Annotated in this window: 19 protein-coding genes; 4 read left to right on the forward strand and 15 right to left on the reverse strand. The window is 72.6% G+C overall.

Annotated features, from left to right (window positions below; translation table 11 throughout):
* Positions 1 to 494: 494 nt before the first annotated feature.
* The 4 genes from ACFXKZ_RS18640 to ACFXKZ_RS18655 all read right to left on the reverse strand — a co-directional run bounded on the left by ACFXKZ_RS18640 (position 495) and on the right by ACFXKZ_RS18655 (position 4565).
* Complete coding sequence (locus ACFXKZ_RS18640; RefSeq protein ID WP_380001704.1) at positions 495 to 1370, reverse strand: sigma-70 family RNA polymerase sigma factor; 876 nt, start codon at positions 1368 to 1370, stop codon at positions 495 to 497.
* Positions 1371 to 1490: 120 nt separating this feature from the next.
* Positions 1491 to 1919 carry an ATP-binding protein gene (locus ACFXKZ_RS18645; protein ID WP_380001706.1) on the reverse strand — a complete coding sequence of 143 codons (429 nt, stop codon included), beginning with the start codon at positions 1917 to 1919 and terminating at the stop codon, positions 1491 to 1493.
* Between the two features lie 365 nt (positions 1920 to 2284).
* Positions 2285 to 3349, reverse strand: coding sequence for a zinc-binding dehydrogenase (locus ACFXKZ_RS18650; protein WP_380001708.1), 1065 nt, complete (start codon positions 3347 to 3349; stop codon positions 2285 to 2287).
* A 49-nt stretch (positions 3350 to 3398) separates the two neighbouring features.
* On the reverse strand, positions 3399 to 4565 hold the full coding sequence (locus tag ACFXKZ_RS18655; protein WP_380001710.1) for an LLM class flavin-dependent oxidoreductase: 1167 nt from the start codon (positions 4563 to 4565) through the stop codon (positions 3399 to 3401).
* A gap of 64 nt (positions 4566 to 4629) precedes the next feature.
* Between ACFXKZ_RS18655 and ACFXKZ_RS18660 the strand changes: the two genes are divergently transcribed.
* Positions 4630 to 5544 (forward strand): PaaX family transcriptional regulator C-terminal domain-containing protein, encoded by a 915-nt coding sequence (locus ACFXKZ_RS18660; RefSeq protein WP_380001712.1) that lies wholly within the window; start codon positions 4630 to 4632, stop codon positions 5542 to 5544.
* Positions 5545 to 5580: 36 nt separating this feature from the next.
* Here ACFXKZ_RS18660 and ACFXKZ_RS18665 read toward each other — a convergent pair whose 3' ends face one another.
* The 3 genes from ACFXKZ_RS18665 to ACFXKZ_RS18675 form a co-directional block, all read right to left on the reverse strand.
* Entirely contained in the window at positions 5581 to 6651 is a 1071-nt protein-coding gene (locus ACFXKZ_RS18665) for a hypothetical protein (protein ID WP_380001714.1), read from the reverse strand.
* A gap of 33 nt (positions 6652 to 6684) precedes the next feature.
* On the reverse strand, positions 6685 to 7413 hold the full coding sequence (locus tag ACFXKZ_RS18670) for a VOC family protein (RefSeq protein ID WP_380001716.1): 729 nt from the start codon (positions 7411 to 7413) through the stop codon (positions 6685 to 6687).
* A gap of 162 nt (positions 7414 to 7575) precedes the next feature.
* A complete protein-coding gene (locus tag ACFXKZ_RS18675; protein WP_380001718.1) occupies positions 7576 to 9000 on the reverse strand; it encodes a S41 family peptidase in 1425 nt (474 codons plus the stop codon).
* A 286-nt stretch (positions 9001 to 9286) separates the two neighbouring features.
* Here ACFXKZ_RS18675 and ACFXKZ_RS18680 point away from each other — a divergent pair, with 286 nt between their 5' ends.
* Complete coding sequence (locus ACFXKZ_RS18680) at positions 9287 to 9673, forward strand: helix-turn-helix transcriptional regulator (RefSeq protein WP_078974031.1); 387 nt, start codon at positions 9287 to 9289, stop codon at positions 9671 to 9673.
* On the forward strand, positions 9670 to 10731 hold the full coding sequence (locus tag ACFXKZ_RS18685) for a cation diffusion facilitator family transporter (protein ID WP_380001720.1): 1062 nt from the start codon (positions 9670 to 9672) through the stop codon (positions 10729 to 10731). Before ACFXKZ_RS18680 ends, ACFXKZ_RS18685 begins: the two co-directional genes overlap by 4 nt.
* A gap of 80 nt (positions 10732 to 10811) precedes the next feature.
* Here the strand turns inward: ACFXKZ_RS18685 and ACFXKZ_RS18690 are convergent, their stop codons facing one another.
* The 8 genes from ACFXKZ_RS18690 to ACFXKZ_RS18725 form a co-directional block, all read right to left on the reverse strand.
* Entirely contained in the window at positions 10812 to 11546 is a 735-nt protein-coding gene (locus tag ACFXKZ_RS18690; RefSeq protein ID WP_380002067.1) for a type 1 glutamine amidotransferase, read from the reverse strand.
* The gene (locus ACFXKZ_RS18695) at positions 11546 to 12835 is read right to left on the reverse strand and encodes a MurT ligase domain-containing protein (protein WP_380001722.1); all 1290 of its coding nucleotides are present in this window, start codon (positions 12833 to 12835) and stop codon (positions 11546 to 11548) included. Before ACFXKZ_RS18695 ends, ACFXKZ_RS18690 begins: the two co-directional genes overlap by 1 nt.
* Positions 12836 to 13088: 253 nt before the next feature.
* Positions 13089 to 13769: a uracil-DNA glycosylase gene (locus ACFXKZ_RS18700; RefSeq protein ID WP_380001724.1), complete on the reverse strand. Its 681-nt coding sequence runs from the start codon at positions 13767 to 13769 to the stop codon at positions 13089 to 13091.
* A gap of 99 nt (positions 13770 to 13868) precedes the next feature.
* Positions 13869 to 14876 carry an ArsR/SmtB family transcription factor gene (locus ACFXKZ_RS18705; protein WP_380001726.1) on the reverse strand — a complete coding sequence of 336 codons (1008 nt, stop codon included), beginning with the start codon at positions 14874 to 14876 and terminating at the stop codon, positions 13869 to 13871.
* Between the two features lie 124 nt (positions 14877 to 15000).
* Positions 15001 to 15375, reverse strand: coding sequence for a VOC family protein (locus ACFXKZ_RS18710; protein WP_380001728.1), 375 nt, complete (start codon positions 15373 to 15375; stop codon positions 15001 to 15003).
* 146 nt (positions 15376 to 15521) lie between these two features.
* Positions 15522 to 15953 carry a hypothetical protein gene (locus ACFXKZ_RS18715; protein ID WP_380001730.1) on the reverse strand — a complete coding sequence of 144 codons (432 nt, stop codon included), beginning with the start codon at positions 15951 to 15953 and terminating at the stop codon, positions 15522 to 15524.
* Positions 15954 to 16249: 296 nt separating this feature from the next.
* The gene (locus ACFXKZ_RS18720; RefSeq protein ID WP_380001732.1) at positions 16250 to 17737 is read right to left on the reverse strand and encodes a phosphatase PAP2 family protein; all 1488 of its coding nucleotides are present in this window, start codon (positions 17735 to 17737) and stop codon (positions 16250 to 16252) included.
* Between the two features lie 79 nt (positions 17738 to 17816).
* A complete protein-coding gene (locus ACFXKZ_RS18725; protein ID WP_380001734.1) occupies positions 17817 to 18836 on the reverse strand; it encodes an ADP-ribosylglycohydrolase family protein in 1020 nt (339 codons plus the stop codon).
* Between the two features lie 186 nt (positions 18837 to 19022).
* On the opposite strand from ACFXKZ_RS18725, the gene ACFXKZ_RS18730 reads away from it, so the two are divergent.
* Positions 19023 to 19418, forward strand: a complete 396-nt coding sequence (locus tag ACFXKZ_RS18730; RefSeq protein ID WP_380001736.1) for a VOC family protein — start codon at positions 19023 to 19025, stop codon at positions 19416 to 19418.
* Positions 19419 to 19445 lie beyond the last annotated feature (27 nt).

The raw sequence follows: 19445 nt of genomic DNA on the forward strand, positions 1-19445 counted from the left end.
GCGCGACGCGCGCCGGAAGAACCCGGCCCATTCGGGAACGCACGCCCGGCGGGCCCGACCCGAGCACCCACCCTGTCCGCCGCTGCCGGCCGCTTTTTCGCCGAGCAACACGCCAGTCTCGCCGGGAACCCTCCGTCTCGGAGCACCGCACGCCGGCGGCGGCCCACCACCGACTCAGACCAACCCCGCACCAGCCACCCGCGACCAAAAGCACAACGCGCGCCGGAAGCACCCGACCCACTCCGGAACGCACGCCCGGCGGACCCGACCCGAGCACCCCCCTGTCCGCCGCTGCCGGCCGCTTTTTCGCCGACCAACGCGCCCGTCTCGTCGGGAATCCTCCGTCTCGGAGCACCGCACGCCGGCCGCGTTCCACCACCGACTCAGACCGGCCCCGCACCGGCCATCCGCGACCCAAGGCGCAACGTGCGTCGGAAGTGCTCGACCCGCGGTTCGATCTGAAGTGGTGAGCGGAGGGGGTCGGAGCGACGGCTTCACCCGTCCAGCAACCGCACATCCGTATCGCGCAGGTAGGCCGGGTCGGACAGCAGGTCGATGCCGACGATGCGGCCGTTCGCGATCATGAATCCGAAGACGACTCTGGGTTCGCCGCCCGGCGCCCAGACCAGGCCGGCGATGCCGTCGAGCAGGGCGGGCCGTGCGGCCTGGGCCCGGCCGGAGAAGGTCTCCGCCACCGCCGCCGCGCCGCGTACCTCGACCATGGCGCCGACCGCGATCGCCGCCGAGTCCGCGCGCAGCACCACGTCGGGGTCGAGCAGGGCGAGCAGTGCCTGGAAGTCGCCGCCGCGCGACGCCGCCAGGAAGGCGCCGACCACCTCGCGCTGCCGGGTGGGGTCCACCTCGAGGTCGCCCGGCGAGCCCTGGACCCGGCGGCGCGCCCTACTGGCCAACTGCCGGGTCGCGGTGGGCGTGCGGTCCACGATGGGCGCGATCTCGTCGAACGGCAGCGCGAACATGTCATGCAGCACGAAGGCGAGTCGTTCGGCCGGGGCGAGGGTCTCCAGGACGACGAGCAGCGCCATGCCGACCGAGTCGGCCAGCATCGCCTGGTGTTCGGGATCGTTTCCCTCGGCCGTGCAGACCGTGGGGTCCGCGACGAACGCCTCCAACGGGTCCTCGCGGCGGGTCCGGCGCGAACGCAGCATGTTCAGCGACACCCGGGCGACCACCGTGGTCAGCCAGCCGCCCAGGTTGTCGATCTCGCGCACGTCCGTACCGCTGAGCCGGATCCACGTGTCCTGGATCGCGTCGTCGGCCTCGCTGAACGAACCGAGCATGCGGTACGCCACCGCGCGCAGGTGGGTCCGGTGTTCCTCGAAGCGGCCCGCAAGGAAGTCGTTCTCGTCCATCGGTCTCACATTTCCGTGGTGTCGTGTCACGGACATGACCGATGGGAGCGAGGCGATGTGACGGAACCGACGATCGAGCCGGCCGGCGCGGCCCCGACCCGGCCGGCCCCGTGCGGGGGCTCAGCGCAGCGGCAGGCACACCCACACGGTCTTGCCGCCGGTCGCGTCCGGCTGGATCCCCGCGTATCCGCCAACCTCCGTGACCAGGGTCTTCACGATCAGCAGGCCGCGGCCGCTGTCGTCGTCGACGGTCTCCACCAGGGCCTTGGGGCAGAACGGATGTCGGTCGTGCACGCCGACCTGGAGCGCCCCCTCGGCCGTGCCGCGCACGGTCACCACGATGGCGGGGGTCAGTACGCCCGCGTGTCGGATCGCGTTGGTCACCAGTTCGGAGACCACCAGACGCAGGGTGTCCACCAGATCGCCGTGGGCGGGCATGCCCCACTCGACGGCGATCGCGACCACCTTGCGACGGGCCGCGGACACCTCCGCCTCGTGCGGCGGCAGGTCGAATCGACACACCGGATGGGCATCGTTGAGGACGGTCATGCCGCGCCTCCCGAGCCGGTGGCGGTCACGTGACGGACGGACACGGCGCCGTTGCGGCGCCTGGTGTGGCTCATGATGACCCCGATGGCGGGTGTACGGATCTTCCGAGGGAATTCCCTCGGAGCGTACCGATTCCGACGCCCGCCGCGTCCAGTTTGCGACACTTCCCCACCTCCGTCGGCGGGGCGTTCGGGGGCGCGCGTCGGCGAAACGCCCTGGCGAGCGCGCCGCCCGCGCACAGCGCGCGCCAGGGGCAGCCCTCCCGGGTCCACCCGTACGCGTGATGCGTGTCCCGCGCGCCCTACCGCTCCGCGGACGGGCGCGGACGGGCGCGGACGGGCCTGGCGCCCGCCGGCCGGCGTTCGTCACGCCTCGGGCGGATGTACCTCCGTGCCGGTCAGGTGGGGGCGCACCAGGACCTTGACGTGTTCGTCGGGGCGGCCGAGGGTGTCGATCGCCGCGGCCACCCCCTCGAAGCCGACCTGACCGGTGATCAGCGATGCCGCGTCCACGCTGCCGACGGCGATCCGGGCGAGGGTCTTCGGATACTCCTCGGGCGGATAGGTCAGGCACATCTTCACCGTGAGGTCCTTGTAGATCCCCACCACCGGCCGGAAGGTGTCCTCGGTCATGCACACCCCGATCAGCAACACCGTGGCGCCGCGGGGCGCGGCGTAGGTGATCCGGTCGAACATGCCGGCCTTGCCGGAACACTCGAAGACGGTCAGCGGTTGCCCCGGCTCGGCGCCCTCGCGCCACGCGTCGAAGGGATCACGCTCGGCCGGGTCGACCACCACGTGGGCGCCGAACGCGCGGGCGAGTGCGCGCCGGCGCGGCGAGGGTTCGGAGACCACGACGGGCGCGACGCCGCGTTCGATCAGCCCGGCGATCGCGCCCAGGCCGATCGGTCCGGCGCCGATCACGATCGCCGCGCCGCCGCGTTCGGCGCCGGAGCGGGCCACGTTGCCGAAGCCGACGGCCAGCGGCTCGGTCAGCGCCGCGACGTGCGGCGGCACGTGTCCGGGCACCTTGACCAGTGCCGCGGCCTGCATCACCATGCGCTCGCCGAAGCCGCCGGGGAAGGTGTCGGAGAAGCCGATGGTGCGCAGTACACCGCCGCCGTCGAGCGCCCACGGCAGCCCGACCACCACCTCGCCCGGCTCGAACCCGGTCACCCCCGGGCCCGGGCGCACCACCCGCGCGGCCAGTTCGTGGCCCATGACCAGGTCGGCGTCCGGGTCGAAGACGAACGAGGGGGTGTCCGAGTCGATCGAGGCCCGAAGGAAATCCGCGGTGTGCTTGTACGCGGACAGGTCCGAGCCGCAGATCCCGCAGGCCACCGTCTCCACGAGGACCTGACCCTCGCCGGGTTCGGGGGCCGCGATGTCCTCGACGGTGAACGTGCCGCCGCGCAGTACCGCTGCTCGCATGATGGGCGTCTCCCTGGGCTTCGGGTGGATGGGGCTCGGGTGGGGTCGGTCAGGACGCCGGCGGGGTCATCGCCGCCACGACCGCCTGGCGCAGCGCGCCGATGAAACGTTCGCTGTTCTCGTTCGCCCAGGCCATCGAGGCCTGTCGGGGGCGGTTGGCGCCGGTGAAGTGCGGCACTACGTACTCGGCGAACAACTCGTAGCTGCGCCACTTGTCGGCGGGCCGGGCGATCGGCAGATCGAGCAGCAGCAGCGTGCCGAAGCCGCCGGATCGCTCCGTCATCGCGGTGATCCGCTCGATCGCCTGCGCGGGAGTACCGATCATCGCGACGCCGAAGGTGGGGAAACCCTCGCCGGTCCACTGCGCGATCGCCGCCTCGGGCGTCGCCCCCCACGGCATGGTCATCCCGGACAGGCCCTGGATGTAGTCGACGAGGTGGTGCACCCCGTACTCGGCCTGCGCGCGCGCCGCCTCGACGGTCTCGGCAAGATGCATCGGGACGACCAGGCGCCAGCGTTCGCGGTCGGCGACATGGCCGTGCTCGGCGCAGGTCTTGGCGTACACGTCCCAGTTGGTCGCCAGCGCGGCGAAGCCGGACGGGTCGGCGGCGGCAAGCGAGAGCAGGCCCATGCCGTGGGTGCCGGCCTGGACCGACCCGGACGGCGAGACGGTCGAGGCGCACACGGTCTCGATGCCCGCGCGGGTGTACGGGCCCAGGTGCAGTCGGGCCTGGTCCAGGGTGAACCAGTCGGTCCTCATGGTCACCGTCTCGCCGCGCAGGAGCGGGACGATCGCGGCCAGTGCCTCGGCCATCATGCTCCGCTGGCGCATCGGGTCGATGCCCATCATGAAGGCGTCCGAGGCCAGTTGGCCGGGCCCGGAGCCGAACATCACCCGCCCGCGCGACTGTTGGTCGAGTTGCACGATGCGGTCGGCCAGGACCAGCGGGTGGTGGTACGGCAGCGAGTTGACGCCGGTACCGAGCCGGATCCGGGTGGTGCGTTCGGCGGCGGCGGCGATGAACACCTCGGGGGAGGCGATCGTTTCGTAGCCGGCCGAGTGGTGCTCGCCGATCCACGCCTCCTCGAAGCCGAGGGCGTCCAGGTGCCCGACCAGGTCGAGATCGCGGCGCAGTTGCAGCGCGGGGTTGCCGTCGATGCCGTGGTAGGGCGCGATGAACGCGCCGAAGCGGGTCGGTGTGGCGGCCTCTGACACGGGCGGGCCTTTCGTCGGACGCGTGGCGGCTTTCATAGGACACAAGAACGTGCTTGGATGAGTTATGTCCTACATGGAGGATGGCGAGGAAACAAGGGCCGCGAGCGGGACGTCGGCCGGATCGGCCGCGGGCACCTCGACCGGCCCGCGCACCCGGCGCACCGCCGACGGCGGGCCGAGCGCGCGCACGCTGCTGCTGACCGTGCTGGGGGAGTACGTGCGTTGGCCGGGGCACGACGGGGTGTGGTCGCCCACGGTGGTGGCCGCGCTCGACCCGCTCGGGGTGCCGGAGGCGGCGACCCGGCGGGCGATCACCCGGCTGACCCGGGAGGGGTGGCTGCTTGCCCGGTCCGAGGGGCGCTACACCCGGCTGACCCTCGCCCCGTCGCTGTACCGCCTGCTGACCGGCTGGACCGAGCGGCTGGCCCGGGCGACCCGGGAGACGCCCTGGTCGGGGCAGTGGCAACAACTCCTGTTCCGCCCACCGGCGGCGCTGCGCGAGGCGCGGGCGGTGGTCGAGGAGCAACTCGCCTTCGAGGGCTTCGGTGACCTGGGTCGGGGGGTGTGGATCGCGGCCGACCCGGGCGGGGTGGACGCACTGCGCGCGCTGATCGCCGAGCAGGGCCTGTCGGCACACGCGACGTGGATGACGTCGACCGTGTGCGACGCCGCGCGGGAACGGGCGCTGGTCGAACAGGCGTGGGACCTGGCCGCGGTGCGCACGACCCTGGACGACTTCGTCGCCCGCTTCGCCGACGCGCGCGCCGACTCCGACGAAGCGGCCTTCGTCCTGCGCACGCGCATGGTGCACGCGTGGCGCCGGACCTTCGAACGCGACCCACGACTGCCGGCCGCGCTGCTCCCGCTCGACTGGCCCGGCGGCACCGCGAACGACCTGTTCATCACCACCTGGCGGCAGATCCACACCCCGGCCGCCCGCTGGTGGGCCGCGCTGGACCGCGACCCGAGACTGCCCTGACCCCGACCGGCCCGGCCGAGGCTCCGTCCGCCGCGATCAGGACGGTGTTTCGCTCCAGCGGTCGAACGTCCTGCTCGCGCTGTCGTAGGTCAGCCAGGTCCCGTCACCGAGAGGGCATGGGTAGGCGGTGATGGGGCCGGTGGGGTATGTGACCGGGCCGCGGACGGTGAGGGTTCGCGCGTCCAACAGCCAGTGTCGGACCGGGCGATCCGCGTCTTCGTCGGCATCGATCGTGGTGGCGACGACCGTGTCGGCGTCCACGAAGCCGCAGGTGTGGTCCCACCAGGACGGGGACTCGTCGTCGTTCGGCTCCGGGTCGGCCTCGGCGAGCACCGTGCCGTCCAGGGTGTGGAGTCGCACGTCGGCCCCGTCGTGTTCGACGGTCAGGAAACCGTCGTGGCCCGGGTGCACGTCCGCCAGGATGCGGTCCATGTCGTGGTTCAGGTCCCACCCGGTCAGCGTGTCGCCGTCCAGGCGGGCCCAGTGCAGCAGGATGCCGTCCTGGCCCATGCCGATGCAGAGGCCGACGTGGATCCCGTCCGGGTGTGAGCGTTGGTGTGAGCCGCCGGCCGCGCTGTCCAGCCGCATGCGGGCGAGTTCCCGTCCGTCCCGGGCGTCCAGGACCACCCAGCACTCGTGCCAGTCGTCCCAGTCCACGTCGTGTCCGCCGAGCACGACGTGGGCCCAGACGTGTCGGCCGTCGTCGGAGACGTGGCAGGAGCCGCTTTCGAAGCCGCGGCACACCTGCTGTTCGTCGCCCGAGTGGGTGTGACCGACCACCGGTCCCCAACAGCTGTGCCGGTACTCCCACAACCGCTCGCCGTCGGCGCCCACGGCCGTTACCGCACGCTGACCGGAGAACGCCACGAACGACGCGTCGGGGCTCAGCGCATCGACGCCGTTGTCCCACCCGGGCCACGGCACGGGGAACGTGGCCATCGGGGCGAGCGCGCCCGCGAAGAACTCGTCCACGTCGTGGACGTCCAGCCGGTGCCCGCGCCGAACCAGGAGGCGTGATCCGTTCGCACGCTTGTCCACGGCATGGCGGTCGACCGGGGCATCCCCCGGCAGTCGGGCCGAGTCGCGCGGGTGTGCAGTGATCGACATGCCCGAAAGTTAGCGAACGCCGACGACAGGCGGCTATCGGGTCCGGCGCAGGGTGAATTCGTTGCCGTCGGGGTCGATCAGCAACACCCGGCCGGCGGCGTCCGCGGCGGCGTCCGGGCGCGTCGCGCCGAGCGAGATCAGCCGGGCGATCTCCGCTTCCCGGTCGGCGTCGGCGGGCAGCGCCAGGTCGAGGTAGAGCCGGTTCGGGCCCGCCTTGGGCGCCACAGGGGGGCCGCCCCACGTGATCTTCGGGCCGCCGTCCGGGGATTGGATCGCGGTCTCCTCGTCCTGGTCCCAGACCAGCGGCCACCCCAGCGCCTTGCTCCAGAAGTGGCCGACCTCCCGCGTACCGTCGCAGGAGAGCGCGCCGATGCGACCGGGGCCGGTGTCGGACAGGAACCTGTTGCCCGCCGCGATGACGCAGAACTCGTTGCCGTCCGGATCGGCGAGCACCACGTGGGTCTCCTCTGGGAGTTGGCCCACGTCGAGGTGCCGGCCGCCCAGCTCCAGCGCCCGCGCCACGGTCTGCGACTGAACCTCCGGGGAGGCACTCGTCAGGTCGAAGTGCATACGATTCCGGCCGATCCTCGGCTCCCGACTCGGCCGGAAACGCACCCGAAACCCGGCGGGATCGGGCGGCAGGATCGCGACGTCGTCCGCACTGTCGGTGCCGGCCTCCCACCCCAGGATCTGCGACCAGAATCGCGCCAGGCCCGTCGGGTCGGTCGCGCGGAAGTTGACGGCGAACAGTCGACTGGTCATGTTTCGTGCATCCCCGATCCACCGACGGTCGTTTCGACGCCCGTCCGAGTCCAAAACGTGCAGCCTAGGCGCGACACACGACCCTCGCATCCGAGTTTCCGGACGGTCCTCGGGACCTGCGCGGTGTGCCACGTGGCGCAGGTCCCGAAGGGGAGGGCGGGGTCAGTTCGTTCGGGTGCGGAGTTCGGCTGTCGCGCGGTCGAAGGCGGAGTCCTTGTGGTGGGTGAACTCCTCGTCGGTGAAGACCGGTTCGGTGATGTGCGGGGGGATTCCCGTGCCGTCGAAGGTGCGGCCGTCGCGGGTGCGGAAGACCTCGTTGGGGAGGCCGAATTGCCAGCCGTTGGGGAGGGCCCGGTCGAGGACGTCGGAGAAGACGCCCTGGGTCGCCTCGCCGATGCGGACGGTGTGGCCGGGGCGGTTCATCAGGGACTGGGTGAAGGTTTCGCCGGCGCTGACGGTGGAGCCGCCGGTCAGGACCGCGAGCGGGCCGGTGTAGTGCGGCACGCCCGGGGTGGGGCGGACCTGGATGGGCTGGGCGCGGGTGAAGCGGGTGGGGTCGAGCGGGTCGTTGCGGGCCTGCTTGGCGTAGGCGAAGTAGGGGCGGTCGGTCAGGCGGGCGGCCAGGTTCAGGCCGAGGTTGTCCGCGCCGCCGCCGTTGACGCGCAGGTCGACGATCAACCCGCGCAGTCGCCCCACTCGTTCGGTGGTCAGGATGGCGTTCAGCGCCCGGTCGAGTTCGGCGGCGTTGACGGTATAGCCGCCCTTGGGGTCCTCGACGTAGCCGAGGAAGCCGGAGACGCGCAGGTAGCCCTGGCCGTCGGGCAGGTCCGTGTAGCTGATCCGACCCTGGCCGTACTCGGTCAGCGGGTGGTCGGCGCCCAGGTCGCGCTCTTGGATGTACGCCTTGATCCTCGTGTCGAGTTCGGGCGTCGGGGCGGTCGTGCCCGGGCGGGCCTCGGCGAAGAAGCGGTTCGGGCCGCCGCTCAGGTACAGGTGCGCGTCGTCGAGCGGGTCCAGCATCTCCCGGAAGATCGCGAAGAGTTCGTCGTCGGTGGTGTTCGGGCCGACCCGGGGTCGGTATCGATCGCCGACGGCCTGCCAGTCGACGCCCTTGGCGGCGAAGAACGGGTAGTTCTCGGCGAAGGTCCGCCAAAAGACGTCGAATGTGGTGCGCGGGTCCCCGGGCAGGGGGCGGGAGCAGGCCGCCGGCAGGGCCGCGACGCGGCGCAGGTTGCGGTGGTCCGGTGCGTCGGTGAAGTGCAGCGTGGCCTGCCTGCGGTTCGGGTTCACCCGTACGGCGAGGACGCGGCTGTTGTCGGCCTGGTAGCCGATCGTGTCGCCGTCCACCGTCGCGCGGGTCGCGGTCGAACCCTTGAGGCAGCTGATCGCGGTGGTGTCGTACTGCTGCAACGTGCCGTTCTCGATGGTCAGCACGGTGCCGTAGCCGTCCACCTGCCAGACGCCGTCCTGGTGGGGTGACGGGCGCTCGCGAGGCGCGGTGTCGGCCGTGGCCGACGCGATGCCGGCGGTGGTGGCGAGCAGGGTGGCGGCGGCCACCGTGGCACAGGTGCCGAGCAGCTTGGTCATCGTGGTTCCTGTTCCGATGCGGTACGAGCGGTACGAGCCTGGGTCGAGCGATCGAATCGGTGCTTCCTTGCGTGCACCAGAATCGGCCGGCTCCGGGGTGGCGCGACATCGCGCGAGCCGGTCTGTCTCGGGTGGGGGTAACCCCCGATCGGCCCCGTCCCGCTTGCGTACGCATACCCCCGGCCCCTATGTTCTGTTTCAGACGTTCGTATGAAGATCTATTCAGACGTTACGATGTCGTAGCCGACCCGAGGTGGCATATGGGAATGACGACGGAGGTGGCCCGATGGCGCAGCCGGTGAACGCCGATCTGGTGGACTCGGTGCGGTCGCGGCTGCCCGACGGTGCGCACTTGGCCGAGACGGCCGACGTGTTCGCACTGCTCGGCGACCCGGGGCGGTTGACCCTGCTGGTCGCGCTCCTGGAGGGCGAACTGTGCGTACGCGACCTCGCGGCCGCGTGCGGGCAGGGCGAATCGGCCGTCTCCCACCAGTTGCGACTGTTGCGCGCACACCAGGTGGTGACGGTGCGCCGGGAGGGGCGGCTGGCGTACTACCGCCTCGCGGACGCCCACGTGCGCCTGCTTCTGGACGTGGCGTTGGCGCACATCGGCCACGCCCCGGCCACCGATCACATCGGCTGCGCGACCGAGATCCCCGGAGGGGCCCGATGAGCACCCGCGACCACGACCACGGCGCGCCGGGCGGGCCCGGGACCACCGAGCCGGTCCGCGGCCCGGGCGCCGGCGACCACGACCACGCGGCGCACGCCGGGCACGACCACGGCGGGGGCAGCCACGCCGGGCACTCGCACGGCGTCGCCGCCGACGCCGACCGGCGCTACCTGACCGCCGCGCTCGTCCTGATCGGCGCGTTCATCGTCGTCGAGGTCACGGTCGGCATCCTGGCGAGTTCGCTGGCCCTGATCACCGACGCCGGCCACATGGTCACCGACGCGTTCGCGATCGGCCTGGCGCTGGTGGCGATGCGCCTCGCGGCCCGACCCGCGCGGGGGCGGTGGACGTACGGCTTCAAGCGGGCGGAGATCCTGTCCGCCCAGGTCAACGGCATCACGTTCCTGGTGCTCGCGGTGTGGTTCACCTACGAGGCGGTGCGCCGGCTGATCACGCCGCCCGACGTCGAGGGCGGCCTGGTCATCGTCACCGCCGCGGTCGGCATCGTGATCAACGTGATCGCGGCCTGGCTGATCTCCAAGGCCAACCGCTCCAGCCTGAACGTCGAGGGCGCCTACCAGCACATCCTCAACGACCTGTGGGCGTTCATCGCCACCCTGCTCTCCGGCATCGTGGTGCTCACCACCGGCTTCGCCCGCGCGGACGCGATCGCGTCGCTGGTCGTGGCGGCGCTGATGCTCAAGTCCGGCATCACGCTGGTCGGCGAGTCGTGGCGGATCTTCCTGGAGGCCGCCCCCACGGGTGTCGACCCGGACGCGGTCGGCGCCGACCTGGCCTCGGTCGAGGGCGTCACCGAGATCCACGACCTGCACATCTGGACCATCACGTCGGGCTTCCCGGCGCTGTCCGCGCACGTTCTGGTCGAGCCCGGCGACGACTGCCACCGGGTCCGCGACCGGCTGCAGGAACGGTTGCGCGAGCGGTACTCGATCACCCACACCACGCTCCAAGTCGACCACGCCGACCCGACGGTGCTGTCCATCGGCGCCACGCGCGGCCACTGCGAGGACCCGCACGGGGCGGTACACACGCCCTGAACGGGCGCCCGTCGAGAGCGACACACGATCGGGCCCGCATACCTCGACGGTATGCGGGCCCGACGCAGGTGCGGGGTGGGTCAGTTCGAGGCGGCGGCGCGCACGGTGCGCAGGCGCTCCGAGCGCAGCTGCTCGTGCCAGTGGTCGCCCAGCGGGGTCAGCGGCACGCCGGTGGCCCAGGTGAGCAGCAGGTCGGCCAGCGCCGGGTTGCGGGACATCACCGGACCGTGCATGTACGTGCCGATCACCCGACCCGCGTACGCGCCCTCGGTGCCGTCGCCCGTGCCGTTGCCGTTGCCGTGGGTGACCCTGGCCAGCGGCTTGGCGCCGGGGCCCACGTACGTGACGCCCTGGTGGTTCTCGAAGCCGGACAACACCGGCAGCCCGAGCGCCGGGTCGACCTCGGCCAGCACCTCGCCGACGCAGCGCTTGCCCGGCGCGCCGCGCCCGGAGCGCACGTCGAGCAGACCCAGGCCCGCCTCGGGCTGGTCCAGGTCGTCGATGAACTCGGTACCGATGATCTGGTAGCCCGCGCAGACCGCGAGCAGCGCGGCGCCCGCGCCCACCGCCGTGGCCAGGCCCGGGTCGCGGCGCAACCGCTCCGCGGCCAGGCGCTGCGGCCGGTCCTCGCCACCGCCGATCAGGTAGATGTCGCCGGAGGTGGGCACGGGCTGGTCGGAGCGTACGTCGACACGCTCGACCTCGATGCCGCGCATCAGCGCGCGCCGCTCCACGATCAGCGCGTTGCCCTGGTCGCCATATGTGCTGAGCAGGTCCGGGTAGATCCAGACCAGGCGCAGCCTGCTCTCACCGATCATGCCTGTGCCGCTTCCTTGATCGTCTTGCGCAGCTGTTGGAACGCCGTGTAGTTGGCGATGACCTCGATCTGGCCGGGCGGGCAGGCCGCCACCGCCTGGGCGGCCGTCTCGAAGACCTGGAACTGCAGGCCCGCGACCTCCAGGCGGACCGCCAGGTCGAGGCGGCGCTGGCCGAGGACGAACAGCGGACGGCCGGCGAGCTGGGTGAAGTCGACGTCCCAGATCCACGAGGTGTCCTTGCCGTCCGCGTCCAGCGCGTTGACGGACAGGATGACCGGCGTCGGCGGCGGGTTGATCAGCGAGAACGTCTCGACCCAGCCGGCCGGGTTCTTCGCCAGCAGCAGCCGCAGCTTGCGGCCCATGTAGTCGACCACGTCGTAGCGACCGGCGACGGCCGTGACGTGCTTCATCCGCTCCAGGGCCGCCTCGACGGGCACGCCGAACAACGACGCTATGGCCGCCGCGGTGACCGCGTTGGCCCGGTTGGCCCGGCCGGGCAGCTGCAGGTGCAGCGGCCAGATCCGCCCGTCCGGGTCGACCATCCGATCCCCGGCGAGCGACCACGTGGGGGAGGGGCGGCGGAAGTCGCACTGCGAGCAGAACCAGTCGTCGCCCGGACGCTGCATCACGCCACCGCACTGCGGGCAGGACCAGGAGTCCTCCTGCCAGGTCTGCCCGGCGGCGACCCAGAGCACGTCCTTGCTGGACGAGGCCGCCCACACGATCAGCGGGTCGTCGGCGTTGGCGACCACGATCGCGTCGCGCCCGCGCAGGCCCTCGCGCCACTTCTCGGCGAGCATGCGGGTCTCGGCGGCCCGGTCGAGCTGGTCGCGGGAGAGGTTGAGCAGCGCGATGGCCACCGGGTCGGAGTCGCGGGCGACACCGGCCAGGTACTTCTCGTCGACCTCGATCACGCCGTAGCGCGCCTCGTCGCCCGCGCCGGCCAGCGCGGAGGTGATTCCCGCAGGCATGTTCGCGCCCAGCGCGTTGGACACCACGGGACCCGCGGCGCGCATCGCCTCGGCGACCAGACGCGTGGTGGTGGTCTTGCCGTTGGTGCCGGAGATCAGCACCACCTGCAACCCCACCGACAACTGCGCGAGCAGGTCCGGGGCGAGCCGCAGCGCGAGCTTGCCGCCGATGACCGAGCCGCTGCCCTTGCCGGCGCGCCGCGAGATGGCCGCGGTCACCCGACTCGCGGTGATCGCCAATTTGGAACGCGGCGGCAACGCCTCGGGGGAGCGCCGCGGCGCGGCCCCCTGGCCGGGAACGCTATTGCCTGACATCGAAGAAGGTTCCTCCAAGCGACGGCCCCGACCGGCGGTGGCCCATGACCGGGTGTACCGGCCGCCACCCTATCGAGATCATCCGCCCTTCCGTCGCCGGCGACGGTGTGTACGGGATGTGTATGAGAGGGGACGCCCGGGCCGGTCGTCGCGGTTGCGGTCGAGCCGGTCGGCGGGGCGTGTGTTCCGCCACGGTCGGTCGGCCGGTGCGCGGCGAGTTTCGCCTTGGTCGCCCCGCGCCCGGCCCGCGTCCCTACGGCAGGCGCCAGTCGATGGGTTGTGCGCCCTGGGCGACCAGGAGGTCGTTGGTGCGGGAGAACGGACGCGAGCCGAAGAAGCCGTAGTCGGCCGACTTCGGGGACGGGTGGGTCGACTCCACCACCGCCGCGCCCGGACCGAGCAGCGGCCGGGCGTTGCGTGCCTCGCGGCCCCACAGGATGCTCACCAGCGGCGTGCCGCGCTCGCCGAGCGCTCGGATCGCCTGCTCGGTGACCTCCTCCCAGCCCTTGCCCCGATGGGCGTTGGAGCGACCGGGAGCGGTGGTCAGGGATCGGTTGAGCAGCAGTACGCCCTGCTTGGTCCACGGAGTCAGGTCGCCGTTGGTCGGCAGCGGCACGTCCAGGTCGCGGTTCATCTCGGTGAAGATGTTGATCAGCGACGGTGGCAGCGGCCACACCTCCGGGGCGACGGCGAAGCTCAGGCCCACCGCGTGCCCGGGGCCCGGGTAGGGGTCCTGGCCGACGATCAACACGCGCACATCCGCGAACGGCTGCATGAACGCCCGCAGTACGTTCGCGCCCGCGGGCACGTAGCGTCGCCCCGCGGCGATCTCTCCTCGCAGGAAGTCGCCCATGGCGGCGATGCGACCCGCCACCGGTTCCAGGGCCTTGGCCCATCCTGCCTCGACAATTTCGCCCAACGGCCGCGCCACCATGGGAGTTGAGCATAGGGCAAACGGGTGACACGACCCGCACGCCGACGTTCCGGTCGGCGACCGCCCGCGACGGGCGCCGCCGCCGGCGGTCGGGGCCGGTCAGATGCGGGGGACTCGGCCGTTGAGCAGCGCGGTGCCAAGACGGGTACGCACGTGCACCATCGACTGGCCGCGGCGTTCGGAGGAGACCAGGCCCGCCTCGCGCAGCACGCTCGCGTGGCGGCTCGCGGTGGCCATGGACACGCCGATGATCGCGGCCAGGCGGGAGGTGTTGACCCCGCTGCCGATCGCGTTCAGCGCGGCGGCCCGGGCGGAGCCGACGAGTCGGGAGAGCGGGACGGCGGACGTGTCGAGGGCGTCGCGGCCCCGGGTGAGCCAGTCCGCCGGGCGGGCCACGGGATACGTCAACATGATGGGGAGTTCGGGCTGCACCACGGCGAACAGGTTCGGGCCGCAGAAGAACGAGGGCACCATCACGATGGACCGGCCGTCGGCGCGGATGTCGGCGTCGACCGGACAGGGTGTGCTCAGGATGTCGTCGTGCCAGGACATCAGTTGCGGCGGGAAGCTGCCGAGCAGACCGCGTACTCCGCCGGAGAGCACCGCCTCCGCGCGCTGCGCCCGATCCGCCTCGAACGCGGTCGCGGCCCGGGAGGCGTACGGGGCGACCGCGATCGTGTGATAGGCGCGCAGCAGTCGGCCGAAACGCCGCAGACCGGCCGCGTCGCCGGCGGCCAGCGCCGTTGCCCAACTCGGCAACGGCCGTGTGCCGGCCGCCAGTTGGGCCAGTTCGGCGGCGATCGTGGCGGCCGGGGTGGCCAGTACCCGGTCGATGCCGATGTCCAGGTCGCCGGCCGTACCGGGGGGCACCAGGAAGTCGGGGAAGGGCTCGGAGCGGGGATAGAGCCGGGCGAGTTCGCGGACCGCCCGGGTCAGCTCGGCCGATTCCAACGCGGCGCACACCTCCTGTCGCCACGCGGCGAACACGAGGTCCGGCTCCCGGCTTTGCAGGAGATGCAGGGTGAACGCGATCTCCCACATCGGGTCGAGCCGATCGGCCAACCGCAACCGGTGCAGATCCTCGCCGGTCAGGTGGAACCGGAGCATGCTACCCCCGCGACAATCCTTTCAACGGCCCCCACGCCACGGTAGCGACCCCAACGCCCCGGTCGAAAGGTTTGCATCGGGGTGCAAGGGCCGGGGCCGAGGCGGGTCGGGCCGGTCCGGTCGCTCAGGCCGGGGACATGACCTCGTACAGGTTGCCCGAGTCGTCGGCGAAGAACAGGCCGCGCGGGCACAGGGGATGGTCGATGCGGCCGTTGGTCCGGTCGCGAGGGCTGCTGCCGTACGGGATCCCGGCCGCGCGGATCCGGGCCAGGATCGCGTCGAACGTGTCGGGGTCGACGTCGAAGGCGAGATGGTGCCCCTCGGCGCCGGGCACGGTCATGAAGTCGAGCGTGAGTTGTTCGTTGACCCGCACGGGGGCGAAGTGGCCGTCGGCGCCCGCCGGGGGCAGTTCCTCCAGGCCCATCACGGTGGCGAAGAACCGGGCCGCGGCGCGGTGGTCGATCGCAGGGACGATGGTGTGGTTGAGGCTGACGGCCACGGTGGGGTCTCCTCGGGGTCGAGCCGGGATCCGTGCGATGGGCGACCGACCGCATTGTGGACGGCGGTCGATCGGGACGGGACCCGGCGTGGCGGATGCGGTACGGAGGACGCCGACGCGACGGAGGCGGTTGTGGGTGCCGGGCCCTAGTCGGGGACGACGGGAAGGACGCCCTCCAAGGCCTCGGTGTCCCCGCCGGCCAGGGACAGCGCCACCGCCGCCTCGCACGCGGCCAGCGCGAACACCGCGCCCACCCACGCGCGTTCCGCCGGGGTCAGGCGCCGCCATTCGAGCGCCCCGCCCGCCCCGTCGACCAGATCCGACGCCGCCGCGAACCAGCCCCACTCGGCGGTGCCGCGCCCGGAGGCCAGCGCCCGCAATACACCCGCGCCCAACAACACGTCGCGCGCGCCCAGACCGCGGCCGAGCAGCGACGCCTCCCGGGCCGCCGCGGGCCGCAACCACACCCCGCCGCGCGGCGCCACCAACGACACCACCCCGGCGGCCACCCGGCCCGCCGCCAACACCGTCGCCACGCGTCCGGCCGACCCGGATATCGCGCCCGAAACCGCCACCACTGCCCCCGATCGAAACCTGCCTGTACCCCCCGGCCCATCGACCGGCGGCCCACACCGTAGCGGTGCCCCGATTCGGGCCCCGCACCCCCACCACGCACGGAACCCGCCCACCGGTTTCCACCGGGGTCCACGGGACCCGCACAGGCGTCACCGCCCGCACCATTAGCCCCCACGGACTCCCGCCTCCGCTATCGGGAAGGCCCTCACTTCGGCCGGCCACGACGGCAGGTCGAACCGGCCCGGCTTGCGGCCCACCGGCGACCGGGTCGTCCCAGGCGGGTCCCGCCGCAACGTGCTCAGTCGCGGAGGGCACCCTCCGGGCGGTAGACCATCAGGCGGCGGCCCTTGGCGATGCGGAGCTGGGAGGCGCCGGGGCGGACCTCGCCGTCCACCGCGAGTTCGGCGCCCTCCTGGATCTCGGACAGGTGCATCGTGCGCGCCGTGGACGCCTCGTAGACCCGCGAGGTGCCGAGTGTGCCGGACAGAACGGCCGCGACCAGTCGGGTGCGGGCCAGCGGGCGGGAGGCGTCGACGATGCGTACGTCGAGGAGGCCGTCGGTGAGGTCGGGGCGATAGGTGGGCGCGAAGCCCTCCGGGGCGTACTCCCCGTTGCCGAGGAAGATCAGCCACAACGACCTCGGCCGACCGTTGACCCGCATCTTCACCGGGCCCGCGTCCCGCAGCACCCGGACCAGGCCGACCAGCATGGCCGGCCACTTGCCGATCTTGCGCTCCAACTCCTCGCGGAAGCGCACCAGATCGGGATACACGCCGAGCGAGAACGTGTTCAGGAACAACTCCGGGCCCAGCTCCTCGCCGTCGTCGGAGAACGGGTGCGAGTGGTCGCGCTGGAGTTCGGCGACGTCCACCAGGACCGCCTCGCCCGCGGCGAGCGCCTGCGCGGTGTCGTCGAGCCGGATCAGCCCCAGGTCGCCCGCGAAGTGGTTGAGCGTGCCCGCCGGGAACACGGCGAGCGGCATGCCCCGGTCCAGCGCGATCCGCGCCGCGCAGTTCACACTGCCGTCGCCGCCCGCGACGCCGAGCACCTGCGCCTCCCGGGCCGCCTCGCACAGCAGCGCGACCAGGTCGCCGTCCTGGCCGCGCTCGACCACCTTCGCGGCGGGCAGCAGTTCGCGCAGCCGCTGTGCGGTGTCGCCCTCGGGGCCGGCCGAGGCGTTCACCACGACCACCAGGCCGTCGCCGTCGACCAGCGACGGCACCTTGCCGCGCGGTTGCGGTGCGGTCGCGGCCTCCACCGGGCGGGTCGGCCACCAGCGCAGCGTCACCGCCGCCAGGCCCGCGCCGAGCGCCGCGCCCGCGAGCACGTCACCCGGGTAGTGCACACCCGTGTACACCCGGGAGAAGGCCACCGAGCCGGCCAGCGCACCGGCCGCCACGCCCAGCGGGCGCGACTCCAGCGCGACGCCGGTGGCGAACGCCGCCGCCGACGCGGCGTGCCCGGACGGGAACGAGGTGGTCCACGGCTGCCGGCTCAGCCGACGCGCCATGGGCACCGCGTCGATCACCGGACGCGGCCGGCGCACCCAGCTCTTGAGCAGCACATTGCTCACGGTCGAGGCCAGCGCCACCGAACCCAGGCCGCGCAACGCCGCCCGGCGCCCGCTGCGCCCGCCGGAAAGCGCCATCCCCGCACCGGTCACCGCCCACAGGCGCGAATGGTTGGCCGCCCGCGACAAGGCCGGCAACGCCTTGTTCGCCCACGGCACATGATGCGAGGCCACCCACGCGAAGGCCGCCCGGTCGGCGGCATGGATCTTTCCCATCCGTGAATCTTCGCAAAGAATCCCGACGCATACGCAAGGCGGGCGTCGATCCGACGTTCGAACCTGTCGGCGGCGCGGTCTACCCGGCCAGGGCCGCCGACGTCTCGGCGAGTTCGGCGCGGTACTCGATGCGCTCGGACCACGCGGCGGGCCAGGCGTCGATGCCGTGTGCGGCGCCGATCATGGCGCCGGCCAACGCGGCGATCGAGTCCGAGTCGCCGGAGGAGCCGGCCGCCCGGGCGACGGCCGAGCGCGGGTCGTCCGGATACAGCAGGACGCACAACACCGCCGTGGCCAGCGCCTCCTCGGCGATCCACCCGGCACCGGTGATCCGACACGGGTCCGCGCGGCGGTCGCCCTCCGCCACGGCCTGGTCCAACCGATCGAGCACGGCCAGGCACTCGTCCCAGCCGCGCGCGACGAAGCCCTCCGGGGTGTCGGCGAACGGGCCGCGCCACAGGTCGTCGCCGAGCCAGTCGCCCCGGTACACCTCGCGCTGCGCCTCGGCGTGCGCGCGCAGCAGGGCGGGGAGTTCGGTGATCGGCGCGCCGGTGCGCAGCGCGTGTACGGCGGTCGCGGTCAGGTCCGAGGCGGTCAGCGCGGTGGGGTGTCCGTGGGTGATCGCGGACTGGAGTTGGGCGGCGCCGCACCGGTCGGCCTCGTCGACGCCGTCGAGCAGGCCCAGCGGGGTGACCCGCATGTTGGCGCCGCAGCCCTTGGAGCCGCGCCGGGTGGCGTCGGGCCAGGCCCGTCCGGCGGCCAGCTCCGCGCATGCGGACATGCATGTGTGGCCCGGCGCGCGGGTGTTGTCGGGGGAGTCCCACCAGGCCAGGAACCGGTCCACCAGGAGCGGGGTCAGCCGCTCGGCGGTGAACGCCCCGCCGTCGGCGCGCGCGTCGATCACCGCCCGGGCCACCGCCAGGCCCATCTGGGTGTCGTCGGTGACCTGGGCCGGCGTGCCCTCCAGATCCATCGGTCCGGGCAGGTCGTACCGGCGCACGATCTGCGCGTACGACAGGAACTCCGTCGGCGCGCCCAACGCGTCCCCATACGCCAACCCGAACATGCTCCCGCGCACCCGCTCCGCGTTCCCCACCATGCGATACCACCCTTCGTCGACCGCCCACCCTGCCGGCCCGGTGTGCCGGCAGGCGGCCACTTTCCGCCCACTCGCGCCTGCGCCGGTCCCCTCGCCCGCCTGCACGTCCGTCCGACCGGCGGCTCGCTCTCCCGGGTTCGGCTCGGGGAGGGTTGGAAACGGCCGAATCGGGGCGAAACTCGGAGGATGGACGTACTTTCCGGTCGTATCCTGCTGCGCCCCGTCGATCCCGAGCGTTCGCTGATCTTCTATCGCGACGTGCTCGGCCTCGCGATCGCCCGCGAGTTCGGTACCGGGATCCATCGCGGGACGGTGTTCTTTCTCGGCGGCGGCTTCCTCGAGGTCTCCGGCACCGCGACCGGCGGCGGGCCCGGGGGCGAGGATCTGCGGTTGTGGCTCCAGGTGCGGGACCTGCCGGCCACCCACCGCGAACTCGTGGACCGGGGCGCCACCGTGCTGCGCGCACCGCGCCGCGAGGAGTGGGGGCTCGACGAGATGTGGATTGCCGACCCCGACGGTGTGCGCATCTGTGTGGTGCAGGTCCCGGACGAGCATCCGATCCGCTATCGGCCCGGCATCTGACCGTCGGGCGCGCCGCGTTCCGTGCCG

Source organism: Embleya sp. NPDC059237 (genome assembly GCF_042754105.1).
Classification (GTDB): domain Bacteria; phylum Actinomycetota; class Actinomycetes; order Streptomycetales; family Streptomycetaceae; genus Embleya.

Coding starts and splice junctions, on each gene's coding strand:
- ACFXKZ_RS18640 (WP_380001704.1), bottom strand. CDS start 1,370: ATGGACGAGAACGACTTCCTTGCGGGCCGCTTCGAGGAACACCGGACC.
- ACFXKZ_RS18645 (WP_380001706.1), bottom strand. CDS start 1,919: ATGACCGTCCTCAACGATGCCCATCCGGTGTGTCGATTCGACCTGCCG.
- ACFXKZ_RS18650 (WP_380001708.1), bottom strand. CDS start 3,349: ATGCGAGCAGCGGTACTGCGCGGCGGCACGTTCACCGTCGAGGACATC.
- ACFXKZ_RS18660 (WP_380001712.1), top strand. CDS start 4,630: ATGTCCTACATGGAGGATGGCGAGGAAACAAGGGCCGCGAGCGGGACG.
- ACFXKZ_RS18665 (WP_380001714.1), bottom strand. CDS start 6,651: ATGTCGATCACTGCACACCCGCGCGACTCGGCCCGACTGCCGGGGGAT.
- ACFXKZ_RS18670 (WP_380001716.1), bottom strand. CDS start 7,413: ATGACCAGTCGACTGTTCGCCGTCAACTTCCGCGCGACCGACCCGACG.
- ACFXKZ_RS18675 (WP_380001718.1), bottom strand. CDS start 9,000: ATGACCAAGCTGCTCGGCACCTGTGCCACGGTGGCCGCCGCCACCCTG.
- ACFXKZ_RS18680 (WP_078974031.1), top strand. CDS start 9,287: ATGGCGCAGCCGGTGAACGCCGATCTGGTGGACTCGGTGCGGTCGCGG.
- ACFXKZ_RS18685 (WP_380001720.1), top strand. CDS start 9,670: ATGAGCACCCGCGACCACGACCACGGCGCGCCGGGCGGGCCCGGGACC.
- ACFXKZ_RS18695 (WP_380001722.1), bottom strand. CDS start 12,835: ATGTCAGGCAATAGCGTTCCCGGCCAGGGGGCCGCGCCGCGGCGCTCC.
- ACFXKZ_RS18700 (WP_380001724.1), bottom strand. CDS start 13,769: ATGGTGGCGCGGCCGTTGGGCGAAATTGTCGAGGCAGGATGGGCCAAG.
- ACFXKZ_RS18705 (WP_380001726.1), bottom strand. CDS start 14,876: ATGCTCCGGTTCCACCTGACCGGCGAGGATCTGCACCGGTTGCGGTTG.
- ACFXKZ_RS18720 (WP_380001732.1), bottom strand. CDS start 17,737: ATGGGAAAGATCCATGCCGCCGACCGGGCGGCCTTCGCGTGGGTGGCC.
- ACFXKZ_RS18725 (WP_380001734.1), bottom strand. CDS start 18,836: ATGGTGGGGAACGCGGAGCGGGTGCGCGGGAGCATGTTCGGGTTGGCG.
- ACFXKZ_RS18730 (WP_380001736.1), top strand. CDS start 19,023: ATGGACGTACTTTCCGGTCGTATCCTGCTGCGCCCCGTCGATCCCGAG.